Here is a 22,984-nt window from a genome sequence, read left to right as displayed (position 1 = left end):
ATTTTGTCGGGATTTTTTTGTTTCGGGATGCCCCGACGCTTCCGGTCGGGATTTGGCTGCTGCCGATTTTCAATTCGCTTCGCTCAACTGGATATTGGATACTGGATTCTCGATGCTAGATACTCGCAACTGGCAACTCATATCAGGTAACTCCCAACTCAACACAGGAATCACTTTTGCCTTTTTACTTTTGCCTTGATATTGGATTCTCGAAGCTAGTGGCTCGTAACTCGTAACTCGTAGCTAGCAGTTAACCGCTCGCAGCTAAAAACTATCTCAATGGCGAATCGGGTTCGTTTTTGAAAACGGCATAAAGAATCTGGTCAACCACCCATGCCCAAAGTTTGGCCACAAGTACGATCACTTTTCCATCCCAGAACGAAACGATCATTTTTCGTCGGCGGTTTTTAATGGCACGATACATAATTGATGCACAACGCTCGGCCGACATCATTTTGTTTTCGTTGCGTGGTGTTTTTCCTTGCTGACTTCCATCGGCAACCAGCGCTGTTTCACGAATTTCTGAAGCTGTAAATCCGGGTGCCACAACCAATACGTGCAATCCTGCGCGCAGGTATTCAACCCGAAGTGTATCTAAAAATCCGCGTACAGCAAACTTTGATGAAGAGTAACCTGTACGACCGGGCAAGCCAATGTAACCACCCGTTGAGATCACACCAACAACAGAACCTTTTTGTTCCAACAAATACGGCAATGCATATTTGGTGCAGTAAACGGTTCCCCAATAGTTCACGTCCATCACCCTTCGTAAAACTTCGGTTTCAACGTCTTCGAGTACCGCCCGCATCGAAATTCCCGCATTATTAATAAGAATATTGATTTTTCCGAATCGCTCGATCGCTTTATCGATCAAATGCTTGCAATCCTCTTCATTCGAGACATCAGTTTGTACCGGCAAAACTTCAACATTGGAAAGTTTTTCTTTCAGCGCCTCCAAACGCTCAATTCTACGCGCAGCCAACACCAGGTTAAAACCCTCTGCTGCATACTTTTGGGCCAATGCTTTTCCAATTCCTGACGAAGCTCCGGTAATTACAACTACTTTGTCTGTCATTTAATAATTCAATTGATAATGCTGTCTGGTTACCCAGCAAATTTGCGTCGGCAAAATACGCATTTTTCTGTTTTTATTCGGAGGATTACCGAATATTATGCAACAAATCCCCCGGAATAAACAAAAGGTATTCGGATTATAAAGTTCCAACACCGGCTTTAAACCGGTTGGAGGCACCTATTATTTGAATAGTTTTTTAAGACCGTCGCCCAGTTTATTCAACGAATTTTTCAGATCGTCTTTTGTGGCATCGGTAACCGCTTTTTGCGTAGCACTTAAATCAAGATTTACTTTTGCATCGCCAACAGGTCCTTTCAAAACAACTCCGGCCGGCAACATGGTAATCTTCTCATTTCCCGGCAATACAGCCAGTATTTTTTGAATATCGGGACCAAACATTTCGCGCTGAACGTTAAAATCCAATCGCATATCGAGCAAACTTTCGGCATTCAAACTTCCACTGATAGTTGTCTCCTGACCAATCACTTTTGTGGTAAACGGACGAAGCAACAAACTGCCATCTTCAACTGTTAAGTTTGCTGTAAAATCACCGACAGTTACGTTCCGAAGTTTTTCCTTTTTCAGAATCCCGCTCAGTTGGTTAAACAATGGCGAATCTTTAATTTCAACATTATTGGTACTGAACGATCCTTTCCCGTTTGTCGTTGCAGTAATCAGCTTCAGTTGCGGACTCAGGCGGCCTTTCATCCCCAGACTTGTGCTCAATTTTCCGGTACTATTTCCCGCACCCGGAATCAATTTCCGGAAACCGGCAACCGTATGGTACATGGTTGGAATATCGAACCTGGAAATATCAAAACCAAAATCAAATAATGGTTGATTTTGAGCGGTATTTTCGTACGATCCGTTCATCGTCATTTTTCCATCCAGCATATTCATGTCCAGTCCGTCTAGGATCAGTTTTTTATCCTCCGCCCTCACTTCTCCTTTTATCGCAGTAATCGGAATCCGGTTAAAAACAGCGCGATTTATGGTTGAACGGAATGTAATATCTATATTTTCGGGTACATCAAAAGCCAGTGTTTCCAGTTCTTGTTCTGCATCGGCTGATTCTGAACTTTGCTCAGCTTCTTCTTCCATAACCTGCAAACGAAGCAACTCGTTTAAGTTTACGTAGTTTGAATTCAACTGCAGGTTTCCTTTTAACACGCCGTCTTTCATCACGTAATTCAGGTAATTACTTACTTTTCCCGATAAACGGAAATCGCTTTCACCAACTTTCAACGTGAAATTTCCGAGGTTAATATCCTGCGGCGAAAAGTCCAATTGTCCCGAAGGAATTACCACCTGCTGAGTAAGATTGGGCGAATCGTAAACAAAGTTGTTCAACAGCACTACACCATCCGATTTTATTTTATCGTAAGCTTCTGCTTCCACATCCGAGTAACGACCGTTGGCAAATAAATTCGCATCAATTATTCCGGAGATATTTACGCTGTCCATTGGCAGTGCATCTTTTAAATGGTCAAGATTTACTTTTCCAACAAATGCGCCATCGAATAATGGATCACTCACCGGATTCGAAATCTTCAATGTCAAATCAACCGGGTTGTTTCGTATTTCGGCATGTGCTTTATTGATGTTTATTTTCAACAAATCAAGATCACCCTGCGGTTTGCCGATCAGCATTTCGGCACTGATATTTTTGATTTCCTCGGGCATTTCGGCATACTTAAAATGGCCATTATCTACTTTAACCTGCAGGTCGATTTTCGGGTAATCCTCATCGATATAATACCCGGAAACTCCTCCCGAAATTGTTGCAGAACCGGTTGTTGTAATGTCTTTTAAATATTCCTCATAATCTTTGGGTACCAGCGCCAAAAAGTTCTCGAAATCCGAGGCTTTTGTTTTTAGCTGAAGATTCAGAAATGTAGTGTCGTTGGGCACGCTGAAATCGCCGCTCAACTCAAGTGGCAAACGATTTACCAGCAACTCACTTTCGACAATCGTAAACAGCATCGACTCGAAATCAACATCGAGTAAGGTTTTCAGATCCAGCGAAGTATTCGAAACATAGGTAACTCCTTCCATCGAATAAGTAAGGTTGCTAACCACTCCCGTAATGTTCAGTTGCGTGGTATTGCCAAACATTTCGCCCGAAATATCCAGGTTGATGTCTTCCAAATCAGCACGCATATTGGCCAGTTTATCGCTGTAGATCAGGCGCGCGCCGTTCATCTCAATATTTTCCAACGCCAGTTGAAATTCTTCGGCATCGGCTGTTGTTGTACTTTTCTTTTCTGACGAACCGGAGGCCGGTGCAACATCCCAGTTTACATTGCCTGATTCAGCAACAACCAGGTTCAGCGATGGTTTTTCAAGAATAATTTCCTCGATGCTGCGGTCGGAACTAAAAAGCGAAGACAAATTCATTGTGGCTGCAAAACGCGGAACATTCAGCAACGTATCCTGCGCAAACTCCCCTTTCCCTTTTATCATCACATCCTGCAAATCGACAGTAACTTTGGGGAAATTTTTAAACAGTGAAAGTTTAAGATCGGCAAATTCAACCTCAGCATTCATTTGTTTATTGAGCGTGGTTTTTGCCGTATTTAGAATGTTTTGTTTGAAGAACACCGGAATTGCCAAAACTGCACCAATCAGCACTACAATTACGATGAGTATAATTACGATTATTCGTTTCATATTTTTCTGTTTTCTGATTCAAAAATACATCATTAGAACGTTTAAGAACGTTAGAAGTTGTTAAAAAGTTGGAAGATTAAAGACGGAAGCCCGAAGTCGGAAATTATAGCTCGCCAAGTACCATTCTTCGCAGCAATTGCAGTGCCGTTTGTCCGGAGCGCACAATATTCCGGTCGCGCTGATCGCCAACAAAAGTGAACTTTTTCACGAAAGTTTTTTCAGGCCCTGAAACAGCGATCCACACTGTTCCAACAGGCTTTTCTTCAGTGCCTCCTGTTGGTCCGGCAATTCCTGTGGTTGCCACGGCATAATCGGCATTCATCACCCGTTTTACGCCTTCAACCATTTCGCGAGCCACCTGCTCACTAACGGCACCATATTTTTCCAGGTTCTCGCGACTGACTCCCAGCAAATGCTCTTTCATTTCGTTGGAATAAGATGTAACTGAACCATTATAGTATTCAGAACTTCCGGAAACCGAAGTTATAAGATGTGAAATATAACCACCGGTGCAACTTTCGGCAACAGCCATTTTTTTGTTCTGAAGAACTAATTGCCGGCCAATCACTTCCGACATAGTTTCGGTGTTATAGCCAAAAATGGCTTCAGGAATTATTTTTTTCAGCTTATCTATTTCACCCTCCACATCGCTTTTCAACACTTCAACATCGTCTCCAATTGCAGAAAGCCGCAATCGCACCGCCATTGGATTAGGTAAATAAGCCAATTTAATATTAGTAGGCAAAGCATCTTCCCAATCAGCTATTCGTTCTGCCAGCATCGATTCTGGAACTCCCTGCGTCAACACTGTTTTATGGTAAATTGCTTTTGTTCGCCCGGTATTGCGTAGTCGCGGCAGCAGCTCAAACTCCACCAGGTATTTCATTTCAAAAGGCACACCCGGCATCGACACAAAAATGGTATCGTTCTTTTCGAACCACATTCCCGGAGCGGTTCCCATTTTGTTGGGTAAAATGGTGCAGGATTCGGGCAACATCGCCTGATCGCGGTTCAATTTATTCATATCAATCCCGCGATGTTTAAATCGCTCAACGATGGTATCAAGCGTGGGCTGATGAAAAACAAGTTTGGTATTGAAATACTCGCAAAGGGTGTGTTTGGTAATATCGTCCTTTGTCGGACCAAGTCCACCGGTAATTACCACCAAATCGGCATGTTGTTCTGCGCTTTTAATAGCTCGCATTATATGATCGTGATCGTCGTGAACCGAAGTTATCTGGTAAATTTCAATACCGTTCAGGTTAAACTGTTCGCCCATCCAGGCCGAGTTGGTATCAACAATCTGCCCAATCAGTATTTCATCGCCAATGGTAATTATTTCTGCTTTCATTTTTTCAATCTATTTTTCCGAAAAGCAAAATTAACAATATAAAAGGCAAAAGGATAAAGTAGAAAGGAAAAGTCTCAGTCTCAGTCAGCAGTTTTACAATTGCACAATTTATCAGTTTTCTACATTCGAACATAATTTCAATTACTTTTGTGCAAACAATAAAAAACACAAATGAATTCATTCAAAAATACACTCATACAGATAACCCGCAACGGAATGGGATCGGGTAATGATGAACTCGGACAATTACTGGTAAAAAACTACCTGACTTTACTTTGCGAGGAAGAAGAACTACCAAAAGTAATCACGTTTTACAACGAAGGCGTAAAACTCATTTGCACCGGCTCTGAAGCCCTTGAACCACTTAGACAACTCGCCGAAAAAGGTGTAAAACTGGTGGCTTGCAAAACTTGCCTGAATCATTTCCAGTTGTTGGACAACGTAGAAGTTGGCATTCCCGGAACCATGGTCGACATTATGCATTTCCAGAAAGTTGCGGATAAGGTTGTGAACCTTTAAGGATTGAGGGAGATTGATTTAGAAAGATTGAGGCAAGATTGATTTGGGTTGAGCGTTGAGAAACGGAATGCTTTAATGCGTAAATGCTCTACTGCTTAAATTAATCTGCCAAGCTATTTCAACCTGAAATTTGAAACTTTCCCTTCGCGTCTTAGCGCCTTTGCGAGAACTTCTTTTATTTTTCAAATGACTTTAAAAACGCCAAACGCTGCAGTAAAGTTGGGTGCGAGTAATGAAAGAACACAAAGGTTTTATGTGGTGTTAAATTACTCAGGTTATTGATCGACAGCTTTTTTAATGCCGATGCCAGCGCCTCCGGTTTATAGTTTTCGGCAGCAAAACGGTCAGCCTGGTATTCGTTTTTCCGCGAGAGGATATTCATAAAAATACCGGTAAAAAACGAAATGGGCGAATATAACACACCAAAAGCCACCATACCGATATGAAAATTAGGTTCTTCAACTCCAAGAGCGGCACTTAAAACCGGACTGTCGATAAGCAAACCAAAAACAAACAAAACAATAGCCGTTTGTACCAAACCAATCAACAATCCCTGCACCACGTGTTTCTTTTTGTTGTGACCTATTTCGTGCGCCAAAACAGCTACCAGCTCTTCGGTATTCAGATCATTTATCAAAGTATCGTAAAGTACGATTCGTTTTTTTGCTCCCAAACCGGTAAAATATGCATTGGCTTTTGTAGATCGTTTTGATCCGTCGATTACAAAAATGTTATCCAGTTTAAATCCTACTTTCTGCGCAAAAGCACTTATTGCATCGCGCAATTCGCCCTCTTCAAGCGGTGTTTGTTTATTAAACAGCGGCACAATCAGGTTGGAATAAAACATGGCCATAAAAATGGAAAACGCCGAAACTACAAGCCAGGCATAAATCCAGAACATCTCACCGGTTAACTGATAGATAAAAATAATCAGTGCCAGCAAACCACCACCGATTAGTGCGCTAACCAGCCAGCCTTTCACCTTGTCAAGAACAAATATTTTGGGTGTGGTTTTGTTAAAACCGTATTTCTCCTCAATTTTAAAAGTGTCGTAAATTTCGAAAGGGATATTTATAATATCGGAAGCAAACATGATGATTCCGAAAAAAATAAGCGCTGCAAGAATGGCATTTCCGGTAAAACTCCACGCCCAGCCATTTACCAGTGCAAAACCATAAAACAGAAACATAGCTAAAGTAATTACCATGCTAAAGCTGCTGGTTAAAATTCCGAAACGATGATTTTCGCGCTGGTAGGCCTGCTGCTTTTTGTATTTTTCTTCGTCGTAAATACCTTTCACTTCCTCGGGAATAGTGTCGCTCATGGTCGTTGTATTCAGGTACGACAGGTATTTTTCGAAGATAAAATCAACAACAAGAATTCCGATAATGATCCAGAAAAGTATTTCGTGCATAACTGCTTTGTTTCAATTTGTGAGGCACAAATATAACATAAGATTAAGGTTTTCCGTGTATCAAAAAAGCCAGGGGCGAAGAATCATCCCCCAGGGGCACGTAATAATCCCCTGTCTGTACAAGCCTCGCCCCGAGGGGCACACGATGATCCCCCGTTTTCGAAGTGCAATCCCCTTGGGGCGCAAAGCGTGCCCCTGTTTTCTCAAAACAATCACACGGGGGCGTGAAACGTGCCCCTGTTTTCGAAAGCCGCGCCCCTGGGGGCACATCATGATCCCCTTGGGGCGCAAAGCAAAAATATGGGGGCACATCTTGAGCCCCTTAGGGCATTAGCGCAAAAAACGGGGGAAATAATCCACGTAACTGTTTCCGACTGTAAACCATAACTTTCTTAAATTGATAAAATGTTTCAACTACACACAAAGTCAGAATTTCTGTTTTTTTTCCCACTTTTGCAGCGTTGCAACAAGTAAACTATGGAGAAATACATCGAACTGTTAAAAACGCTGATCGCTACGCAGTCGTTTAGTAAAGAGGAAGAAAATGCAGCCGCTGTAATGCGTGCTTTTCTCGAGAAGGAAGGTATAACATATAAAACCAAGGACAATAACACCTGGGCGTATAATAAATATTATTCGGAAGAAAAGCCAACCATTCTGCTCGACTCGCATATCGATACAGTTCGTCCGGCGAAAGGCTACACCAAAGATCCGTTTTCGCCCATTGAAGAAGGCGATGTATTATTTGGGTTGGGGAGCAACGATGCCGGTGGTCCGCTGGTTTCGCTTCTGGCAACCTTTGTGCATTTTTACGAACGCGAAGACCTCCCTTACAACCTGGTTTATGCTGCAACTGCCGAAGAAGAAATTTCGGGACGACGCGGAATGGAAATCGTAATACCTGAGATATCACCTATCGATTTTGCCATAATCGGCGAGCCCACAAAGATGGAACTAGCCATAGCCGAAAAAGGCTTGCTGGTGTTGGATTGTTATGCCCACGGAAAATCTGGTCACGCGGCACGTGAAGAAGGCGAAAATGCATTGTACAAAGCGATGGATGACATCGAAAAGCTGCGCAACTTTGAGTTCGAAAAAGTTTCAGATGTTCTCGGAAAAGTAAAACTTTCGGTTACACAAATTGAGGCCGGCACACAGCACAACGTTGTTCCCGACCTTTGTCATTTTGTGGTTGATGTGCGTACAAACGAACATTACACCAACAAAGAAGCCGCTGAAATTATCGGTCAACACATCGAATCGGAAGTTAAACCACGATCTGTTCGATTAAACTCATCGGGTATTTCGTCACATCACCCGTTTGCAAAATTGGTAAAGGAAAAAGGAATAAATACATACGGTTCTCCAACCACTTCCGACCAGGCTATTATTCCTTTTCTATCTGTTAAAATGGGTCCTGGTGATTCGGCACGATCTCACACTGCCGACGAATACATTCACAAAAGTGAAATTATCGCGGGGATTGAACGCTACATTGAATTGCTGGAAGAACTAAAGCTGTAATTAGTCTTTGCAAGAAAACGCCAAATGCTGCGTTACTCTCGGTTTGAAAACGGTCGATTACGAAAGTAAACTCCCTGATTTCCAAACCGTCGAAAGCCTTGCCTTTGACGCGTTCTTATCAAAGACAAAGAAATAGCTGAGTTTTCTGGCAAGCTCTAATTAGCCACCAATTATTCTTCTGACACGGTCGTCTAGCGCAGCCTGATCGGCTGTAAAACTCGCCAACCCCGCCAGGTTTAGTAAAGTATCGATAGCCAGTTCGCCGCTGGCAATACGCTGCGCCCAACGCTGATGATTTGGAATTTTCCCATCGTCAGCAATCAGTTTATAATCTTTTTCGCTGAGGTAGGGAAACAAATCACCACAACCTGCTTCGTGCACCCGATCGATCAGCTCGTTTTCATTTTTTGGAAGATTGGCATCCAGGCTTTTGGCCAGTTCCAGTTCTTTTTCGCTCACTTCCCATAATTTTTCAGGGAAATAGTTGGCGGCATCGTCGGTTAAATCTACCGGATAAACTTCGTTCAGCTTTGATTGAAAATTGCCATCCATGTTGATTTTTCCGTCGGCAGCCACTTTTGTAGGCATGGTGTAAACATCGGTTCCGGCCAGAGAATCGAGCTGCGAATAATTGCGCAAACTGGCTGCAATTAATTTGGTTGGGGTTGTATTGTTTTTGGTTAATTCGGTAACAATATGTTGTGTTGAGATAACTGTTCGCTCGCCTGCTCCGCTGCCGCTTCCCAGTTCGTTATCTTTTATGTAGGCTCCAATTCTACCTAAAAATACGTTGCAATAATTGGGTTTTGTAATGGCTGCCACCATTGCATTCTGCCGGGCCGAGAATTCAAGTGTAAAGTTTATTTTCACTCCCAACTCCCGAAGTTTTCGTGCGCCCAATAAACCGGTTGCTGTGTATGGAACCTTCACGATAAACTGATCGGGGCAGATGGAAAAATAGCGCAATCCATAATCAACAATGGCTTCAAAATCATACGCAGTGTTGGTATGCAGTTCAACACTTACAAAGCCACCAAACTTTTTGGCCAGCCGAATACCGTGTCGTGCATTCAAAATAAATGCAATCTCAACAATTTGTTCTTCAATTGGCAGGTCTTTTACAATTTTAACCGCCTGCTCAACAAAATCGTCGTAAATTCCTTTCTGGATTTCTTTGTTCACCAAGGTGTTATTGGTGGTTAAAGCAGTCATTTCGGCTGACCAGTTTTTTTCGGCTTCTTCCATATCGCCGGTGTCGAGCCAAAGTTCGGTGCCCGTATTTTTTAATCCCTGCCAAAAGGAATCGGAAACGGCACTTACTTTCGTTTCATTTACATCTTGTAAAACAAATTGTTTGATCTTCTCTTTTAACGTTTCATTCATAACGGTTTAGCTTTGTAATTATACCACCATTACGTTAATTTAACTTTTGGGTTATACCCGCCAAATCAATACTTACTAACTACTTTTTAACATTATGCGCATTCTTTTCCCAAAATATTCGCCGAATAAATAACTTTGTCGTCATGTTACAGGAGATCAGTATTTCAGAATATATAGAACTGGCCGAATCGGTTTCGCTCGTTGATGTTCGCTCGCCGGGCGAGTACGAAAAAGGGCACATACCGGGAGCATTTAGCATTCCGTTATTCTCTAATGATGAGCGGGCAGCTGTGGGAACGGTGTATGTTCAGCAATCAAAAGAGAAAGCCATTGAGTTGGGTTACAAATACGTTACTCCAAAGTTGGAATGGTTTATTTCAGAATCGCGAAAGTTAGCTCCGGATGGAGTAATTGCGGTGCATTGCTGGCGCGGCGGAATGCGCTCGAAGTCGTTTGCCCAACACCTTTCCGACAACGGTTTTTCGAAAGTTTATGTGATAACGGGTGGCTACAAAGCTTTCCGAAACCATGCCTTGGAATCGTTTAAAACCGAAGCACAAATTTGTATTTTGGGTGGTTATACCGGCAGCGGAAAAACACATATTTTATATGCACTGAAAGAGCTGGGCGAACAAATTATTGATTTGGAAGGACTGGCCAACCACAAAGGTTCGGCTTTCGGGCGTATTGGTGACGGCAAACAACCCACCATCGAGCAGTTTGAGAACAACCTGTTTTGGGAATGGAAAGACCTGGATTACAGCAAAAATATTTGGATTGAAGACGAAAGTCATCGTATTGGTTTGGTTAATATTCCCATGAACTTTTTTGAGAACATGCGGAGTCATCCGGTGGTTTTCCTTGATATTGCGTTGGAAGAAAGAGCGGAGTTTTTAGTTCGTGATTATTCGGATGCAGATAAAGCCATGCTGCAAGATTCCATTCTTCGAATAAAAAAACGACTGGGAGGGTTAAATACCAAAAATGCACTGGAACATCTCGAAAGAAACGAACTATACGAAGTGGCAAAAATATGCCTTTTGTATTACGACAAATATTACCTGAGGGGGCTACGCAACAGGGATCACCAGGAGGTTTTCACCCTCATGTGGGACTCCATTTCTCCCGAAGTTATTAGTAAGGCAATTATTAAATTTTATGAATCCATCAGAAATAAAAAATATAAAGCTCACCCAGTATAGCCACGGAGCAGGGTGTGGCTGCAAGATTTCGCCTAAAGTTTTAAGTACCATTTTGGAGACTAAACTTGACATGGGACTTCAACCGAATCTTTTGGTTGGTAACGACAGTCGTGACGATGCTGCCGTTCTTGATTTAGGAAACGGCACCGCAATCATCAGCACCACCGACTTTTTTATGCCCATTGTTGACGATCCGTTTACTTTTGGACGAATTGCCGCCACCAACGCCATTAGCGATGTTTTTGCCATGGGCGGAAAACCCATTTTGGCCATTGCCATTTTGGGTTGGCCAATAAATAAACTGGCTCCTGAAATTGCACGCGAAGTTGTTGAAGGCGGTCGTCAGGTTTGTAAAGAAGTAGGAATAAGTTTGGCCGGCGGTCACAGTATCGACAGTCCGGAACCAATTTTCGGGTTGGCAGTTACCGGACAGGTTGATTTGAAAAACATCAAACAAAACGACACTGCCACTAAAGGTTGCCAGTTGCTTTTGACCAAACCATTGGGCGTTGGCATTTTAACCACTGCTCAGAAAAAAGGTGTTTTGGCAAGCGAGCACGAACAAACAGCACCCGATTTAATGTGTCAGTTAAATACTCCCGGTTTTGAACTGGCAAAAATAGCTGGCGTTAAAGCCATGACCGATGTAACCGGTTTTGGATTGCTGGGTCACCTCACCGAAATGTGCGAAGGCAGTAATTTGTCGGCTCACATTGAACATGATAAAATACCTACTTTGCCAATGCTGAAACCGTACCTGGAACAGGATTGTATTCCGGGCGGTACACTACGCAACTGGGACAGTTACGGGCATCATGTTTCAATGAAAAAAGACAGCTACAAAAATATACTATGCGATCCGCAAACCAGTGGTGGTCTGTTGTTGGCAGTTGAACCGGAAGCACTTGCCGAAGTGGAAGCTTGTCTGGCAAAATTCAACATTCAGGCAACTCCATTCGGACAATTAACTGAAAAACAGGAACAACTTATTACAGTAGTGTAAATTTCTTGTAGTTGCAGTTATCAGTCACAGTATCCAGAATCCAGCATCAAGCATCAGTTTCTCGTTCAACAATTCAACAAAAGTCTCAGTAATTATGGAAAAAAATGCACATAAAACACCGGAAAAGCAACCGAACAATCCGCTTCACGGGAAAACTCTTGAGGCTATTTTAGTGTACCTCGTTAGTTACTACGGCTGGGACGAACTGGGAGATATTATCCATATCAATTCCTTCAGGAATAATCCCAGCTTAAAGTCGAGCCTGAAGTTTTTACGCAAAACGCCTTGGGCGCGCGAGAAGGTGGAAAAACTTTATGTTGAAACAGTTAAAAAAGCATAATCGTATCCCTTTTTCAACCATCATTTCTCCCCTATTTCCCTTCCGTAATCCATTCTATTGAGGTCAACAGCATGTTAACGACCTTGTTTGTTTAAACCTATTAATAGTCGTTTTGTTATATTGCCGTTATTCTACAAAAAAGAAAGACAACTATTAACTAATTAATTCAGCAAAATGAGTAAGATCGTTCAATTCGGAGAAAACGTTCAGGGTTACACCATCCCGGTTTTAAATGAAAGAGAAATTCGCGCCGCAGCAGGTATGTTATTTATGTTGATGTTTATTTCCATTCAACAGGCTACGCAAGGTAATTTTACACCCTTAAAATATGCCATTGTTGTTTTCCTCACTGACATGCTAATCCGCGTGTTGATCAATCCAAAATATGCACCAACATTGATTCTCGGACGTTGGATCGTGCGTAACCAAACACCCGAATATGTTGGAGCACGCCAGAAGAAATTTGCGTGGAAGGTTGGTATTGGGCTGGCGACTACGATGCTAGTTTTGGCAGTTATCGTAAATTCATACAGCCCTATAACAGGTATAATTTGCATGATATGTCTTGTATTTTTATTCTTCGAAGCAGTGTTTGGTATTTGTCTCGGATGTAAAATCTATCCGTTACTTTTTAAAGAAAAGGTTCAGTATTGTCCGGGTGAAGTTTGCGATATAAAATCACGCCACGATATTCAGAAAACAAACTGGTCACATTTAATTATCGTTTTAGGATTTGCGGCTTTTATCGTTCTTACCTACTTTTTATTCAACGAGCAATTTATAAAACCACCATTCGATTTGTTTGGGATAAATTCATAAAAACGGGATTTCACTTTTCCGTTCGTGTATTTTTCAGCCAATTTTACTGAAACGCGGTAATACAAGACTCTTCAGCCTTTTTTAGAGCAGGCGGGCATCAAAATAGTTCAATAAATTAGAGAGTTATGTGAACTGTGCTACAGAAAAAGCTGTTATAGATCATAATAATAGACTATTTCGTGAACGCACACGGTCAATTATATTTTATAGATTTACAAAATAACTATCTAAATAAAAATTTATGATTCTTGGATTATTAAAGGAACACGGTAAAGAAACACGTGTCGCTTTACTTCCGGAAACCGTTAAAGCTTTTACCGACCTGAAAGTTGAGGTACTAGTTGAACAGGGAGCCGGAGAAACAGCATTTGCATCCGACGCCGACTACGAAGCCGTTGGAGCAAAAACAGTTTCGCGCGACGATGTGTTTGCCAAAGCCGAAGTTCTGCTGCAAATTCAGCCACCCGCTGAAGGAGACACTGGAAGAATTAAAGATTCTCAGGTTTGGATTAGCGCTTTCAACCCGCTTTGGGATACTGCGCTGGTAAAAACTTTCCTCGACAAGGGTATCACAACGTTTAGTCTCGATCTGATTCCGCGAACAACCCGTGCACAAGCGATGGACATTTTGTCGTCGATGGCAACGGTTTCGGGCTACATGGCTGTGTTGGAGGCGGCGGCAAAACTGCCTACATTTTTCCCTATGTTTATGACAGCCGCCGGTACCATTCGTCCGGCTAATGTGCTTATTCTGGGTGCCGGTGTTGCAGGATTACAAGCCATTGCAACCTCGCGAAAACTGGGTGCACAGGTACAGGTTTTCGATGTACGCTCGGCGGTAAAAGAAGAGGTAATGAGTCTTGGCGGTAAGTTTGTTGAAGTTGAAGGCGCAACCGAAGACAAAGCTGCCGGCGGGTATGCAGTGGAACAAACCGAAGAATATAAAAAGAAACAGCAGGATAAAATCAATGAGGTGGCAGCCAAATCGAATGTGGTGATCTGTACCGCACAGATTCCGGGACGCAAAGCACCGCTACTTATTCCAAAAGAAGCTGTTGATGCCATGAAACCGGGATCGGTAATTATCGACCTGGCTGCATCGACGGGCGGAAACTGCGAACTCACCAAAAACGACGAGATTGTTGAATACAAAGGTGTTTCGATAATCGGACAATCCAACTACCCGGCACAAAAACCGGTTGATGCAAGTCGCATGTTCGGGAAAAACGTATTGAATTTCATGAAGTTGATGATTGGAGAAGAAGGCGAACTCAACCTGAATTTTGAAGACGATATTGTAAAAGGAACCTGCATTACACATGCAAAAGAGATTTACAACGAACGTGTTAAATCAGTTATCGAAACCAAATAAATGAATCAATTATGGAAAGTATATTAACTTTTTTAACCGAAAATAAAGATGCGATATTCATTATAGTGTTATCGATATTTCTTGGATTCGAGGTAATTTCCAACGTTCCATCGGTATTGCACACTCCCCTTATGTCGGGAGCCAATGCAATTAGCGGTGTAATTATTATCGGAGGAATTATCCTTGTTGGTCACGCTTCATCTACTTTCGAGTGGATACTGGGCGCAATTGCCCTGTTTATGGCTACGCTTAACGTGGCCGGAGGATTTGTTGTTACAGACCGCATGCTCGAAATGTTTAAAAAGAAGAAAAAATAACGATGAACGCTATGATTTTACTAAATACATTAATGCCGGGACAAGTTGTTCTGGAATACAGTTATCTTCTTTCAGCCATTATGTTTGTTATCGGGCTGAAACTGGAAAGTAATCCTGCCACCGCCCGAAAAGGAAATTTCTGGGCTGCCTCGGGTATGATCCTTCCGATGATCACCACCTTGCTTTTAAATAAAGATGCTGCCGGCGAAGGAATTTCTTTGGCTAATGCAGCAGCGGTAATCCTGATTATTGCAGCCGGTGCAGTTGTTGGAACCGTAATGGCCCGAAAAGTAAAAATGACGGCCATGCCCCAAATGGTATCGTTCTTTAATGCTACCGGAGGTGCGGCATCAGCGGCTGTGGCTTTAATCGAGTTCACAAAAGCTCCGAATCAGGCGCTTTTGGTAACCTTGCTCGGTTTGGTTGTAGGTAGTATTGCCTTTAGTGGTAGTATGGTTGCCTATGGTAAACTGGATGGAAAAGTGGGTGATATTTTTGCCAAATTTATGACCTACCTGAACCTGTTTTTTATGCTGTTGATTGTTGTCATCATCCTGCTGGTATTATTTGGCGGATTCGATCAAACAACCGTTTCATGCCTTGTTTACGGACTACTGGTATTAAGCATCGTTTACGGTGTTAGTTTTGTGATGCCAATTGGTGGCGCCGATATGCCGGTGGTTATTTCATTACTGAACTCGCTGACAGGTATTGCAGCTGCGATGGCAGGTTTTATCTATCAGAACGAAGCTATGATTCTTGGTGGTATACTCGTTGGAGCCGCCGGAACCATTCTTACGCTGCAAATGTGTAAAGCAATGAACCGATCTCTGATCAACGTGATAATTGGAGCATTTGGTGGCGGTGGTGCAAGCCATGCTGATGTTCAGGGAAGTATTAAGGAAATTACATTGAGTGACGCGGCTGTTTTGTTGAGCTACTCACAAAAAGTAGTAATTATTCCGGGATATGGTTTGGCCGTAGCACAGGCGCAACACATTGCTCACGAGCTTGATTCGCTGCTGGAAAGTAAAGGCGTTGAAGTAAAATACGCCATTCATCCGGTTGCCGGTCGTATGCCCGGACACATGAATGTTTTACTGGCAGAAGCAGATGTGCCTTACGAACAACTGGTAGAAATGGACGACATTAATCCGGATATGCCAAATGTTGATGTGGCAATTGTGGTTGGTGCCAACGATGTGGTAAATCCCGCCGCTTATGACGATCCGGGAAGTCCGATCTACGGTATGCCGATCATTGATGCGCACCTGGCGAAAAATATCATTATCATGAAACGTGGTATGGGTAAAGGTTATGCAGGTATCGAAAACTTCCTGTTCTTTAACGACAAAACACGCATGTTGTTTGGCGACGCCAAGAAATCGATTACGAGCCTGGTAAATGAGATTAAGAGCATGTAAGATTTACAATACGATAATTTTAAATGCCATCTCTTTTTAAGGGGTGGCATTTTTTGCTTTTGCCCCTCTCGCTTCCCGTCGCTCTTAAATCAATAAAACATTAAACCGTTTATCTAAAATTAATGAAACGCCAGCTCTTCATACTGAAATCCTATTTTCGCAGGCTCAAAATTTCAACTATTTAAACATTTAAGAATGAGTACTCAAAAAATTGGAAATCCGGCAGTTGTAGGCTTGGCCGGTTTCGGATTAACTACCCTTTTACTGCAAATTCACAACATTGGACTTTTAGGCATTGGCCCGGTGTTGTCCATGGGTTTAATTTTTGGCGGGCTGGCACAAATGATCGCCGGATTTATGGAACAAAAAGTTGGCAATAATTTCGGATTCAGTGCCTTTGTTGCTTACGGTTCGTTTTGGATTGGCCTCGGAATTATTTGGTTACTGAACCACTTTAACATTTACGCAGCATCGCACACCGATGTAGGTTGGTACCTGGTAGCCTGGGCATTATATACTTGCATTTTAATGGCAGCATCGTTTTATGTACACAAAGCAATGGCCATTACTTTTATTTTGCTCGAGATCGGTTTTATTCTCCTGGTTATCGGCCACTTCGGTAACCCAAAAATGAATGTTGTTGCCGGTTACGAGCTTATCTTCTGTGCATTGTCGGCCTGGTATATGATGGCAGCCATCATTATCAACGACCTCGCCGGAAAAACAGTTCTTCCGTTGGGTACAGCATGGGCAAAAAAAGCAAACTAGCATTTTAGCATACAAAAAGGGCTGAATCGATAATTGATTCAGCCCTTTTATCTAATAAAACCAGACCATTGGCAGCTAAACCCCTAATATTCATTATATAAAATCACTATTAATTAACTAAATTTCAGGGCAAAACACTTGATTATCTACTAAAGGAATAGTATTTTTAGCACGCAAACCATTTATTGAAAGGACGTACACATGCTTGAAGAACAAACCTTAACAAGCTATGCTCCGGCAACACGTTATACAAACGGGCAGCTTGAAAGCCAATTCAAAACAATCCTTGAAAATAAACAACTGGTGAATTTTGTGGAATCGATTTCGCAAATGGTGATTATTTTAAACAAACACCGCCAGGTAGTTTATGCCAACAACAGTTACAAGGAGTTTTGTAAACAGCTGAATCATGACCCACTAATTGGAAAACGCCCGGGAGAAACATTTAATTGCGCCAATGCATTCAAATCGGTTACAGGATGCGGAACTACCGATGCCTGTAAATCGTGTGGAGCGGTGAATGCCATTCTGGAATCGCAAAAAGGAAAACGTTCAACAAAAGAATGCCAGATACTTACCCTCGAAAATGATGCACTGGATCTTGAGGTTACAGCAAACCCATTGGATCTCGACGGAGAAAAACTAACCATATTTTCAGTAAACGACATCAGCGCCGATAAAAGAAGAAAATCGCTGGAACGCATTTTTATTCACGATATTTTAAACAGTGCAGGAGCCATATCCGGACTATCTTCCATTCTTAAAGAGGTTGATGATCCTGAACAATTAAAAGATATCGCCGAAACGATTGCAGATGCTTCGCAAAACCTGATTGAAGAAATACAGGCGCAGCGCGAATTGAGTGCAGCAGAAAGAGGTGAACTTCAATTGCAACTAAGAGAAGTTAACAGCCGTGCACTTCTTACCGACCTGCAAAGAACCTATGCAAAACATGAACTGAATACGGGCAAACCTATTCATATCAGCATGGATTCTACCGACTGCACAATTACAACCGACCTTGTTTTAATCCGACGTATTCTTGGTAATATGATCAAGAATGCCATTGAAATGAATGTTCAGCACGATACAATAACTCTTTCGTGTAAGGAAAGTGAAAATTTCATCGAACTATCTGTTCATAATAACAGCCTTGTACCCGACAAAGTAAAAGATCAGCTGTTCAAACGTTTTTATTCAACCAAAGGACAAGGACGTGGTTTGGGTACCTATTGTATGAAATTATTTGGCGAAAAACACCTGAAAGGCCAAGTTGGCTTTACCAGTTCCGAAGATGCCGGAACAACTTTTTATATTCAACTTCCTAAATAGTTATATCCAACGCATAACATAACAGTTAAGCTTTTTATCTTTGGTTGTTTTTAACGAAATGACCAAAGAAAAGCTTTATACAAAAATTATGGCGCTGATCGATGAACGGATCGAAACGGCACAAATGGCTATTGCATCGGCTAAAGAGTCGCGCGACAGCGAAACAAAAAGTAGCGTTGGCGACAAGTATGAAACCGGCCGCACATTAATGCAACAGGAAGTGGAGAAAAACCGTGTTCAGTTGCACAAAGCCGAAATGCTAAAAACCGAGTTGGAAAATATCGACGTAAAGAAAAAGTTTGATAAAGTGGAATTTGGCAGCCTGGTTTCCGACGGCATAAATCTGTATTTCATTGCAACAGCCCTTGGCAAAATTGACGTGGATGGCAAAAGCTGTTTTTGTATTTCGCTGGCCTCCCCCATTGGCAAAGCGCTGCACAACAAAAGTGTCGGCGATAAAGTAACTTTTATGGGAAGAACTATTGAAGTCGTAGAAATCGAGTAACTTTAAGCTGCTGAAACCAACAAAATATACTACCATGCAATCATCAAAACTATACTTATTAAGATCTACTTTTCTGACAGTGCTTTTTTTAATTGTATTGTTCAGTTTCGATACAAAAGCACAGGAATATGCCGTTGGTGCCGACCTTTCGTTTTTAAAAGAAGCCGAAGACAATGGTTTTGAGTTTAAAGAAAATGGCAAAGCGAAAAAAGGTATTGAAATATTCAAAGATCACGGCTACAACTGGATTCGTTTGCGACTTTTCCACACGCCCACACAACTTCCCAACAATTTGGAATATACCATTGCCACGGCGCAAATGGCAAAAGAGCATGGATTTAAATTTTTGCTCGACTACCATTATTCCGACACCTGGGCCGATCCCGGAAAACAGTTTATCCCAAAAGCGTGGGAAGGGCTTTCGCACGAAATTTTGGTTGATTCGGTTTACGAATACACCCGACAAACCATGATCGCTTTTCGCGAAGCCGGCGTTTTCCCCGACATGGTGCAGGTGGGCAACGAAATTAGTAACGGCATGCTTTGGCCCGATGGCAAACTGCCCGAAAACTGGGATAACCTTGCGGAACTGATTCAAGCCGGAATTAATGGTGTTTATGCCAGTTGTGGCAATAATCCTTGTCCGCAGATTATGATCCACATTGATAAAGGCGGCGATAAAGAATTCACCAAATACTGGTTCGACAAGCTCCTTTCATACGGAGTGGATTTTGATGTAATGGGACAATCGTATTATCCGTGGTGGCATGGATCGATTCTCGATTTACGCGAAACGTTAAACTTTATGGCACATGCCTACCAAAAAGAAGTTATTGTGGTAGAAGCCGCCTACAACTTTGCACCGGCCGAATACATCGACAAACCCGCACCATTTGCAGAGTCGCCCGAAGGACAGCGCCAGTTTCTGGAGGAAGTGAACCGCGTGGTGCTGAATGTTCCCAATGGTCTGGGAACCGGCGTTTTCTGGTGGGAACCGGCAGTGGAAAACAAAGGTTTTGGTTACCGCACCTATTTTGATGCCGATGGAAACGTGCAGCCTGTAATTGAAGTTTTCGACCGCTTTACGCGCCACTAAAATGAATAAAATACGACAGGAACATGAATTGCCACAGGCAATTGTTGAGTGGGGCTGGAAATACCATCACCTGGGAATTCCAACCAACGAGAAAATGCCTGACGAAAAATACTTAGCTCAGTTTAAGTTTTTCCATTCAGGTTTTCCAACAAGTCCTTTTGGTGTGGAATGGATGCGTTTCGAAAAAGACAGTCCGATCCATCCGCTGATTCAAAAAGTGCCCCATCTGGCATTTGAAGTGGAAGATCTTGACCATGAACTGGGCACCCGCAACTTAAAGGTTATCACTCCTCCAAATCCACCCGCAGAAGGAATAAGGGTGGCAATGATAGAACATAATGGCGCGCCAATCGAATTAATAGAATTTGAAAAAAATAAATGAACTACATTACCGATAAAGATTTTAAAAACGAGGATTTCTCAGAAAAAGGGCTGGAACAAGCCGACTACGAAAACTGTAATTTTACCGATTGTATTTTTTCCTCTGCCGACCTGAGTAGTTACAGTTTCGAAGAGTGTAATTTTGAGAACTGTGATTTTAGCAACACAAAAATTACCAACACTGCTTTTAAGAATGTGTGTTTTAAAAACTGTAAACTCATCGGGCTGCAATTTGATGAATGTAATCCCTTTTTGCTCGAATTCAGTTTTGAAGGGTGTATGCTCAATTATTCATCGTTCTACCAACTAAAAATAAAAGGTACACGCTTTACCCGCTGTACTATGCACGAAGTAGATTTTAGCGAAACAGAGCTTACAAAAGCCATATTTTCGGAATGCGATCTGGCCGGATCGATATTCAACTTCACAAACTTACAAAAGGCCGATTTGCGTAATTCCATCAACCTTTACCTCAATCCGGAGCAAAACCAGCTGGCTGGTGCCCATTTTTCGCTCGACATGCTTCCCGGACTATTAAGTAAGTACAACATTAAGGTGGATTAATTATTTTTTGTTGTTTTGCAGCATGGATCTTTTACTCTGGTTTGATTATATCGGGACATTTGTTTTTGCGATAAGCGGCACGCTGACTGCCGCCGACAAGCGCCTCGACTTTTTTGGCGCTACCGTAATTGGTTTTGTCACTGCCATTGGTGGCGGTACCATTCGCGACCTGATGCTGGGCGACACACCCGTGGCATGGATGCAAAACAACAATTATTTCTGGATGATTATTGCCGCGGTTGTGGTAACCATAATTTTCCGCCGTCATGTACTGAAACTAAAACGCACCCTTTTTCTTTTCGATACCATTGGAATTGCCACGTTTACCTTGCTGGGATTAAAAAAGGCCTTGCTCTTTAATATCGATCCGTCGATGGCGGTATTGATGGGACTGTCGTCGGCAGTTGTGGGAGGTGTTATTCGCGATATTCTGTGTAACGAAGTACCACTGATCTTTCACCGCGAGATTTATGCCACAGCCTGTATTGCCGGAGCACTGGTTTACCTTTTACTCAGCAGATTGGGCGTATCCGAAGTGATTTGCGAAACAGCAACAGTATCTTCCATTATCGCAATACGTCTACTCGCCATCCGTTTTAACATTGCCTTGCCGCGGTTGACGCATAAGGAAGAGTAGAAAGATTGATGAACCAAATAAGTAAATACAGCAATTCTGAGATTTCCTATTGCTTATTTACCAACTTCCTATTTCAAACTTGGATTAGATTGATGCAGATTAAATAAGATTGATAAGAGATTGAGTTAGTAAGTGCTTGTAGCTCCAACCTTGAAACAGATCTCTCCTCGTACCTCGTCGAGATGACAGCTGTTCTCAACTTTTGCCTTTTACCTTTTTACTTTTGACTTGTTCTCCCCTACCATTCCACCAGCGAAAGTCCAAAACCAACAACCGTTTGCCGGTGGTTATAATCGATCATACTTTCGCCATAGCCCGAAAATACCTGTGCCCGAAATCGCAGATTATCAATAATTTTTATGGAATAAGCAAATCGGATACTTCCACGGTTATTATCGCCAAAACGAAGACTATGACGAGCGGTGCAATTAACCGCATGAATTCCCTTTCCCCAGGTGAGCAATAACTCACTGCGCCCCAGGTAATTCTCAATCCCGGGATTATCGTCCTTTTCATCTGATTCTGGTAAACGCCACCACGGTTTAAATACTACCGCTGTATGTTTCCCCTCCATGGCCACCTGTGCCACAATACGGTTCCAGCTGCGCGACAGTGGATTTGCACGGCCATTGCTCTGATGATTAAAACCTAGTCCCACAAAAACGCCATCCATTCCAAATAGCCTGTACCTTACCGGAAGAATAAACATCGCTTCAGGTTCGTAATTTGTTTCGCGAAAAGGGCGCGACAAATCGGTGTTAAACACCTGCCAAAACGATGCCTGCGTATACCCCACCCAAACATCGCCTCCTTGTTCGCCTCCAAAAACATCATTTAAAACTTTTGTTTTCAAGCTCAACTGAAACATCTGCTCCGTTCTATTCAGCGGAACAGGTTCATCAATATTTCGGTCGGGATTGGCGCTGTGTGGCATACGGTTTACATTGTTCGACACTTTGGCCGCCAATACATAAACCGGTTTATAGGTGCGGATTACAAACAAATCTTTGTCATCATTTTCATGACTACCAAGATCCCAGTGATCAGCCAAAGTGTTTTCAGCCTGCCCAAAAAGTTCCTGCGCAAAAGAGTTGTGGCCCGCAAGTAACAGGCCCACAAGCAGTAGCGTTAGTGATATTTTCATTATTTGGTGTTTACTCTACGAAGATAGGCAATAACAGCATGCTTTGCCTCATCTTCCCGCTGTTTGGATAACATCTTTTAACAGTTGGAGAGAAGGTCGGATTTAGTAAATGAGTTTTTGAGTGAATGGGTTTTTGCCAGTTTA

At 42.4% G+C, this 22,984-nt stretch carries 22 protein-coding genes; 16 read left to right on the top strand and 6 right to left on the bottom strand.

Translation table 11 applies throughout. The features are described 5' to 3' along the window. Positions 1 to 271: 271 nt before the first annotated feature. From QZ576_RS00440 to QZ576_RS00430, 3 genes are all read right to left on the bottom strand, one after another. Positions 272 to 1,075, bottom strand: a complete 804-nt coding sequence (locus QZ576_RS00440; RefSeq protein ID WP_297093274.1) for an SDR family oxidoreductase — start codon at positions 1,073 to 1,075, stop codon at positions 272 to 274. 180 nt (positions 1,076 to 1,255) lie between these two features. Continuing rightward, positions 1,256 to 3,745, bottom strand: coding sequence for an AsmA family protein (locus tag QZ576_RS00435; protein ID WP_297093273.1), 2,490 nt, complete (start codon positions 3,743 to 3,745; stop codon positions 1,256 to 1,258). 103 nt (positions 3,746 to 3,848) lie between these two features. Then, positions 3,849 to 5,096, bottom strand: a complete 1,248-nt coding sequence (locus QZ576_RS00430) for a competence/damage-inducible protein A (protein WP_297093272.1) — start codon at positions 5,094 to 5,096, stop codon at positions 3,849 to 3,851. Positions 5,097 to 5,267: 171 nt separating this feature from the next. Here QZ576_RS00430 and QZ576_RS00425 point away from each other — a divergent pair, with 171 nt between their 5' ends. Further along, on the top strand, positions 5,268 to 5,615 hold the full coding sequence (locus tag QZ576_RS00425) for a DsrE family protein (RefSeq protein WP_297093270.1): 348 nt from the start codon (positions 5,268 to 5,270) through the stop codon (positions 5,613 to 5,615). A gap of 175 nt (positions 5,616 to 5,790) precedes the next feature. Here the strand turns inward: QZ576_RS00425 and QZ576_RS00420 are convergent, their stop codons facing one another. Then, positions 5,791 to 7,029 (bottom strand): M48 family metallopeptidase, encoded by a 1,239-nt coding sequence (locus QZ576_RS00420; protein WP_297093268.1) that lies wholly within the window; start codon positions 7,027 to 7,029, stop codon positions 5,791 to 5,793. 477 nt (positions 7,030 to 7,506) lie between these two features. Between QZ576_RS00420 and QZ576_RS00415 the strand changes: the two genes are divergently transcribed. Then, positions 7,507 to 8,553 carry a M20 family metallo-hydrolase gene (locus QZ576_RS00415; protein ID WP_297093266.1) on the top strand — a complete coding sequence of 349 codons (1,047 nt, stop codon included), beginning with the start codon at positions 7,507 to 7,509 and terminating at the stop codon, positions 8,551 to 8,553. Positions 8,554 to 8,712: 159 nt separating this feature from the next. Here QZ576_RS00415 and QZ576_RS00410 read toward each other — a convergent pair whose 3' ends face one another. Continuing rightward, complete coding sequence (locus QZ576_RS00410) at positions 8,713 to 9,936, bottom strand: transaldolase family protein (RefSeq protein WP_297093264.1); 1,224 nt, start codon at positions 9,934 to 9,936, stop codon at positions 8,713 to 8,715. Between the two features lie 143 nt (positions 9,937 to 10,079). Between QZ576_RS00410 and mnmH the strand changes: the two genes are divergently transcribed. From mnmH to QZ576_RS00340, 14 genes are all read left to right on the top strand, one after another. After that, positions 10,080 to 11,138, top strand: a complete 1,059-nt coding sequence (gene mnmH / locus QZ576_RS00405) for a tRNA 2-selenouridine(34) synthase MnmH (protein WP_297093262.1) — start codon at positions 10,080 to 10,082, stop codon at positions 11,136 to 11,138. Continuing rightward, a complete protein-coding gene (gene selD / locus QZ576_RS00400; protein ID WP_297093260.1) occupies positions 11,095 to 12,141 on the top strand; it encodes a selenide, water dikinase SelD in 1,047 nt (348 codons plus the stop codon). The genes mnmH and selD overlap by 44 nt, the downstream gene beginning before the upstream one ends. 94 nt (positions 12,142 to 12,235) lie before the next feature. Beyond that, entirely contained in the window at positions 12,236 to 12,481 is a 246-nt protein-coding gene (locus tag QZ576_RS00395; protein ID WP_297093258.1) for a VF530 family protein, read from the top strand. Positions 12,482 to 12,655: 174 nt separating this feature from the next. After that, complete coding sequence (locus QZ576_RS00390) at positions 12,656 to 13,300, top strand: DUF4395 domain-containing protein (RefSeq protein ID WP_297093256.1); 645 nt, start codon at positions 12,656 to 12,658, stop codon at positions 13,298 to 13,300. 241 nt (positions 13,301 to 13,541) lie between these two features. Then, positions 13,542 to 14,672 (top strand): NAD(P) transhydrogenase subunit alpha, encoded by a 1,131-nt coding sequence (locus tag QZ576_RS00385; RefSeq protein WP_297093254.1) that lies wholly within the window; start codon positions 13,542 to 13,544, stop codon positions 14,670 to 14,672. 11 nt (positions 14,673 to 14,683) lie between these two features. Next, the gene (locus tag QZ576_RS00380; RefSeq protein ID WP_038554110.1) at positions 14,684 to 14,989 is read left to right on the top strand and encodes an NAD(P) transhydrogenase subunit alpha; all 306 of its coding nucleotides are present in this window, start codon (positions 14,684 to 14,686) and stop codon (positions 14,987 to 14,989) included. A gap of 11 nt (positions 14,990 to 15,000) precedes the next feature. Next, positions 15,001 to 16,413, top strand: a complete 1,413-nt coding sequence (locus QZ576_RS00375; RefSeq protein ID WP_297093250.1) for an NAD(P)(+) transhydrogenase (Re/Si-specific) subunit beta — start codon at positions 15,001 to 15,003, stop codon at positions 16,411 to 16,413. Between the two features lie 195 nt (positions 16,414 to 16,608). Continuing rightward, positions 16,609 to 17,181: an acetate uptake transporter gene (locus tag QZ576_RS00370; RefSeq protein WP_297093248.1), complete on the top strand. Its 573-nt coding sequence runs from the start codon at positions 16,609 to 16,611 to the stop codon at positions 17,179 to 17,181. A gap of 201 nt (positions 17,182 to 17,382) precedes the next feature. Continuing rightward, a complete protein-coding gene (locus QZ576_RS00365; RefSeq protein ID WP_297093246.1) occupies positions 17,383 to 18,513 on the top strand; it encodes a HAMP domain-containing sensor histidine kinase in 1,131 nt (376 codons plus the stop codon). Positions 18,514 to 18,571: 58 nt separating this feature from the next. Next, positions 18,572 to 19,018, top strand: coding sequence for a GreA/GreB family elongation factor (locus tag QZ576_RS00360; RefSeq protein ID WP_297093243.1), 447 nt, complete (start codon positions 18,572 to 18,574; stop codon positions 19,016 to 19,018). A gap of 34 nt (positions 19,019 to 19,052) precedes the next feature. Continuing rightward, entirely contained in the window at positions 19,053 to 20,114 is a 1,062-nt protein-coding gene (locus tag QZ576_RS00355; RefSeq protein ID WP_297093241.1) for a glycosyl hydrolase 53 family protein, read from the top strand. Between the two features lies 1 nt (position 20,115). Then, positions 20,116 to 20,496: a hypothetical protein gene (locus QZ576_RS00350; RefSeq protein ID WP_297093239.1), complete on the top strand. Its 381-nt coding sequence runs from the start codon at positions 20,116 to 20,118 to the stop codon at positions 20,494 to 20,496. Beyond that, positions 20,493 to 21,059: a pentapeptide repeat-containing protein gene (locus QZ576_RS00345; RefSeq protein ID WP_297093237.1), complete on the top strand. Its 567-nt coding sequence runs from the start codon at positions 20,493 to 20,495 to the stop codon at positions 21,057 to 21,059. The genes QZ576_RS00350 and QZ576_RS00345 overlap by 4 nt, the downstream gene beginning before the upstream one ends. 22 nt (positions 21,060 to 21,081) lie before the next feature. Beyond that, positions 21,082 to 21,696 carry a trimeric intracellular cation channel family protein gene (locus QZ576_RS00340; RefSeq protein WP_297093235.1) on the top strand — a complete coding sequence of 205 codons (615 nt, stop codon included), beginning with the start codon at positions 21,082 to 21,084 and terminating at the stop codon, positions 21,694 to 21,696. A 238-nt stretch (positions 21,697 to 21,934) separates the two neighbouring features. Here the strand turns inward: QZ576_RS00340 and QZ576_RS00335 are convergent, their stop codons facing one another. After that, positions 21,935 to 22,840 carry a phospholipase A gene (locus tag QZ576_RS00335; RefSeq protein WP_297093233.1) on the bottom strand — a complete coding sequence of 302 codons (906 nt, stop codon included), beginning with the start codon at positions 22,838 to 22,840 and terminating at the stop codon, positions 21,935 to 21,937. Positions 22,841 to 22,984: the final 144 nt, after the last annotated feature.

This window comes from uncultured Draconibacterium sp., from assembly GCF_913060805.1.
In the GTDB taxonomy this organism is placed as follows: Bacteria; Bacteroidota; Bacteroidia; order Bacteroidales; family Prolixibacteraceae; genus Draconibacterium.
This window is presented reverse-complemented; position numbering and strand designations above follow the sequence as displayed.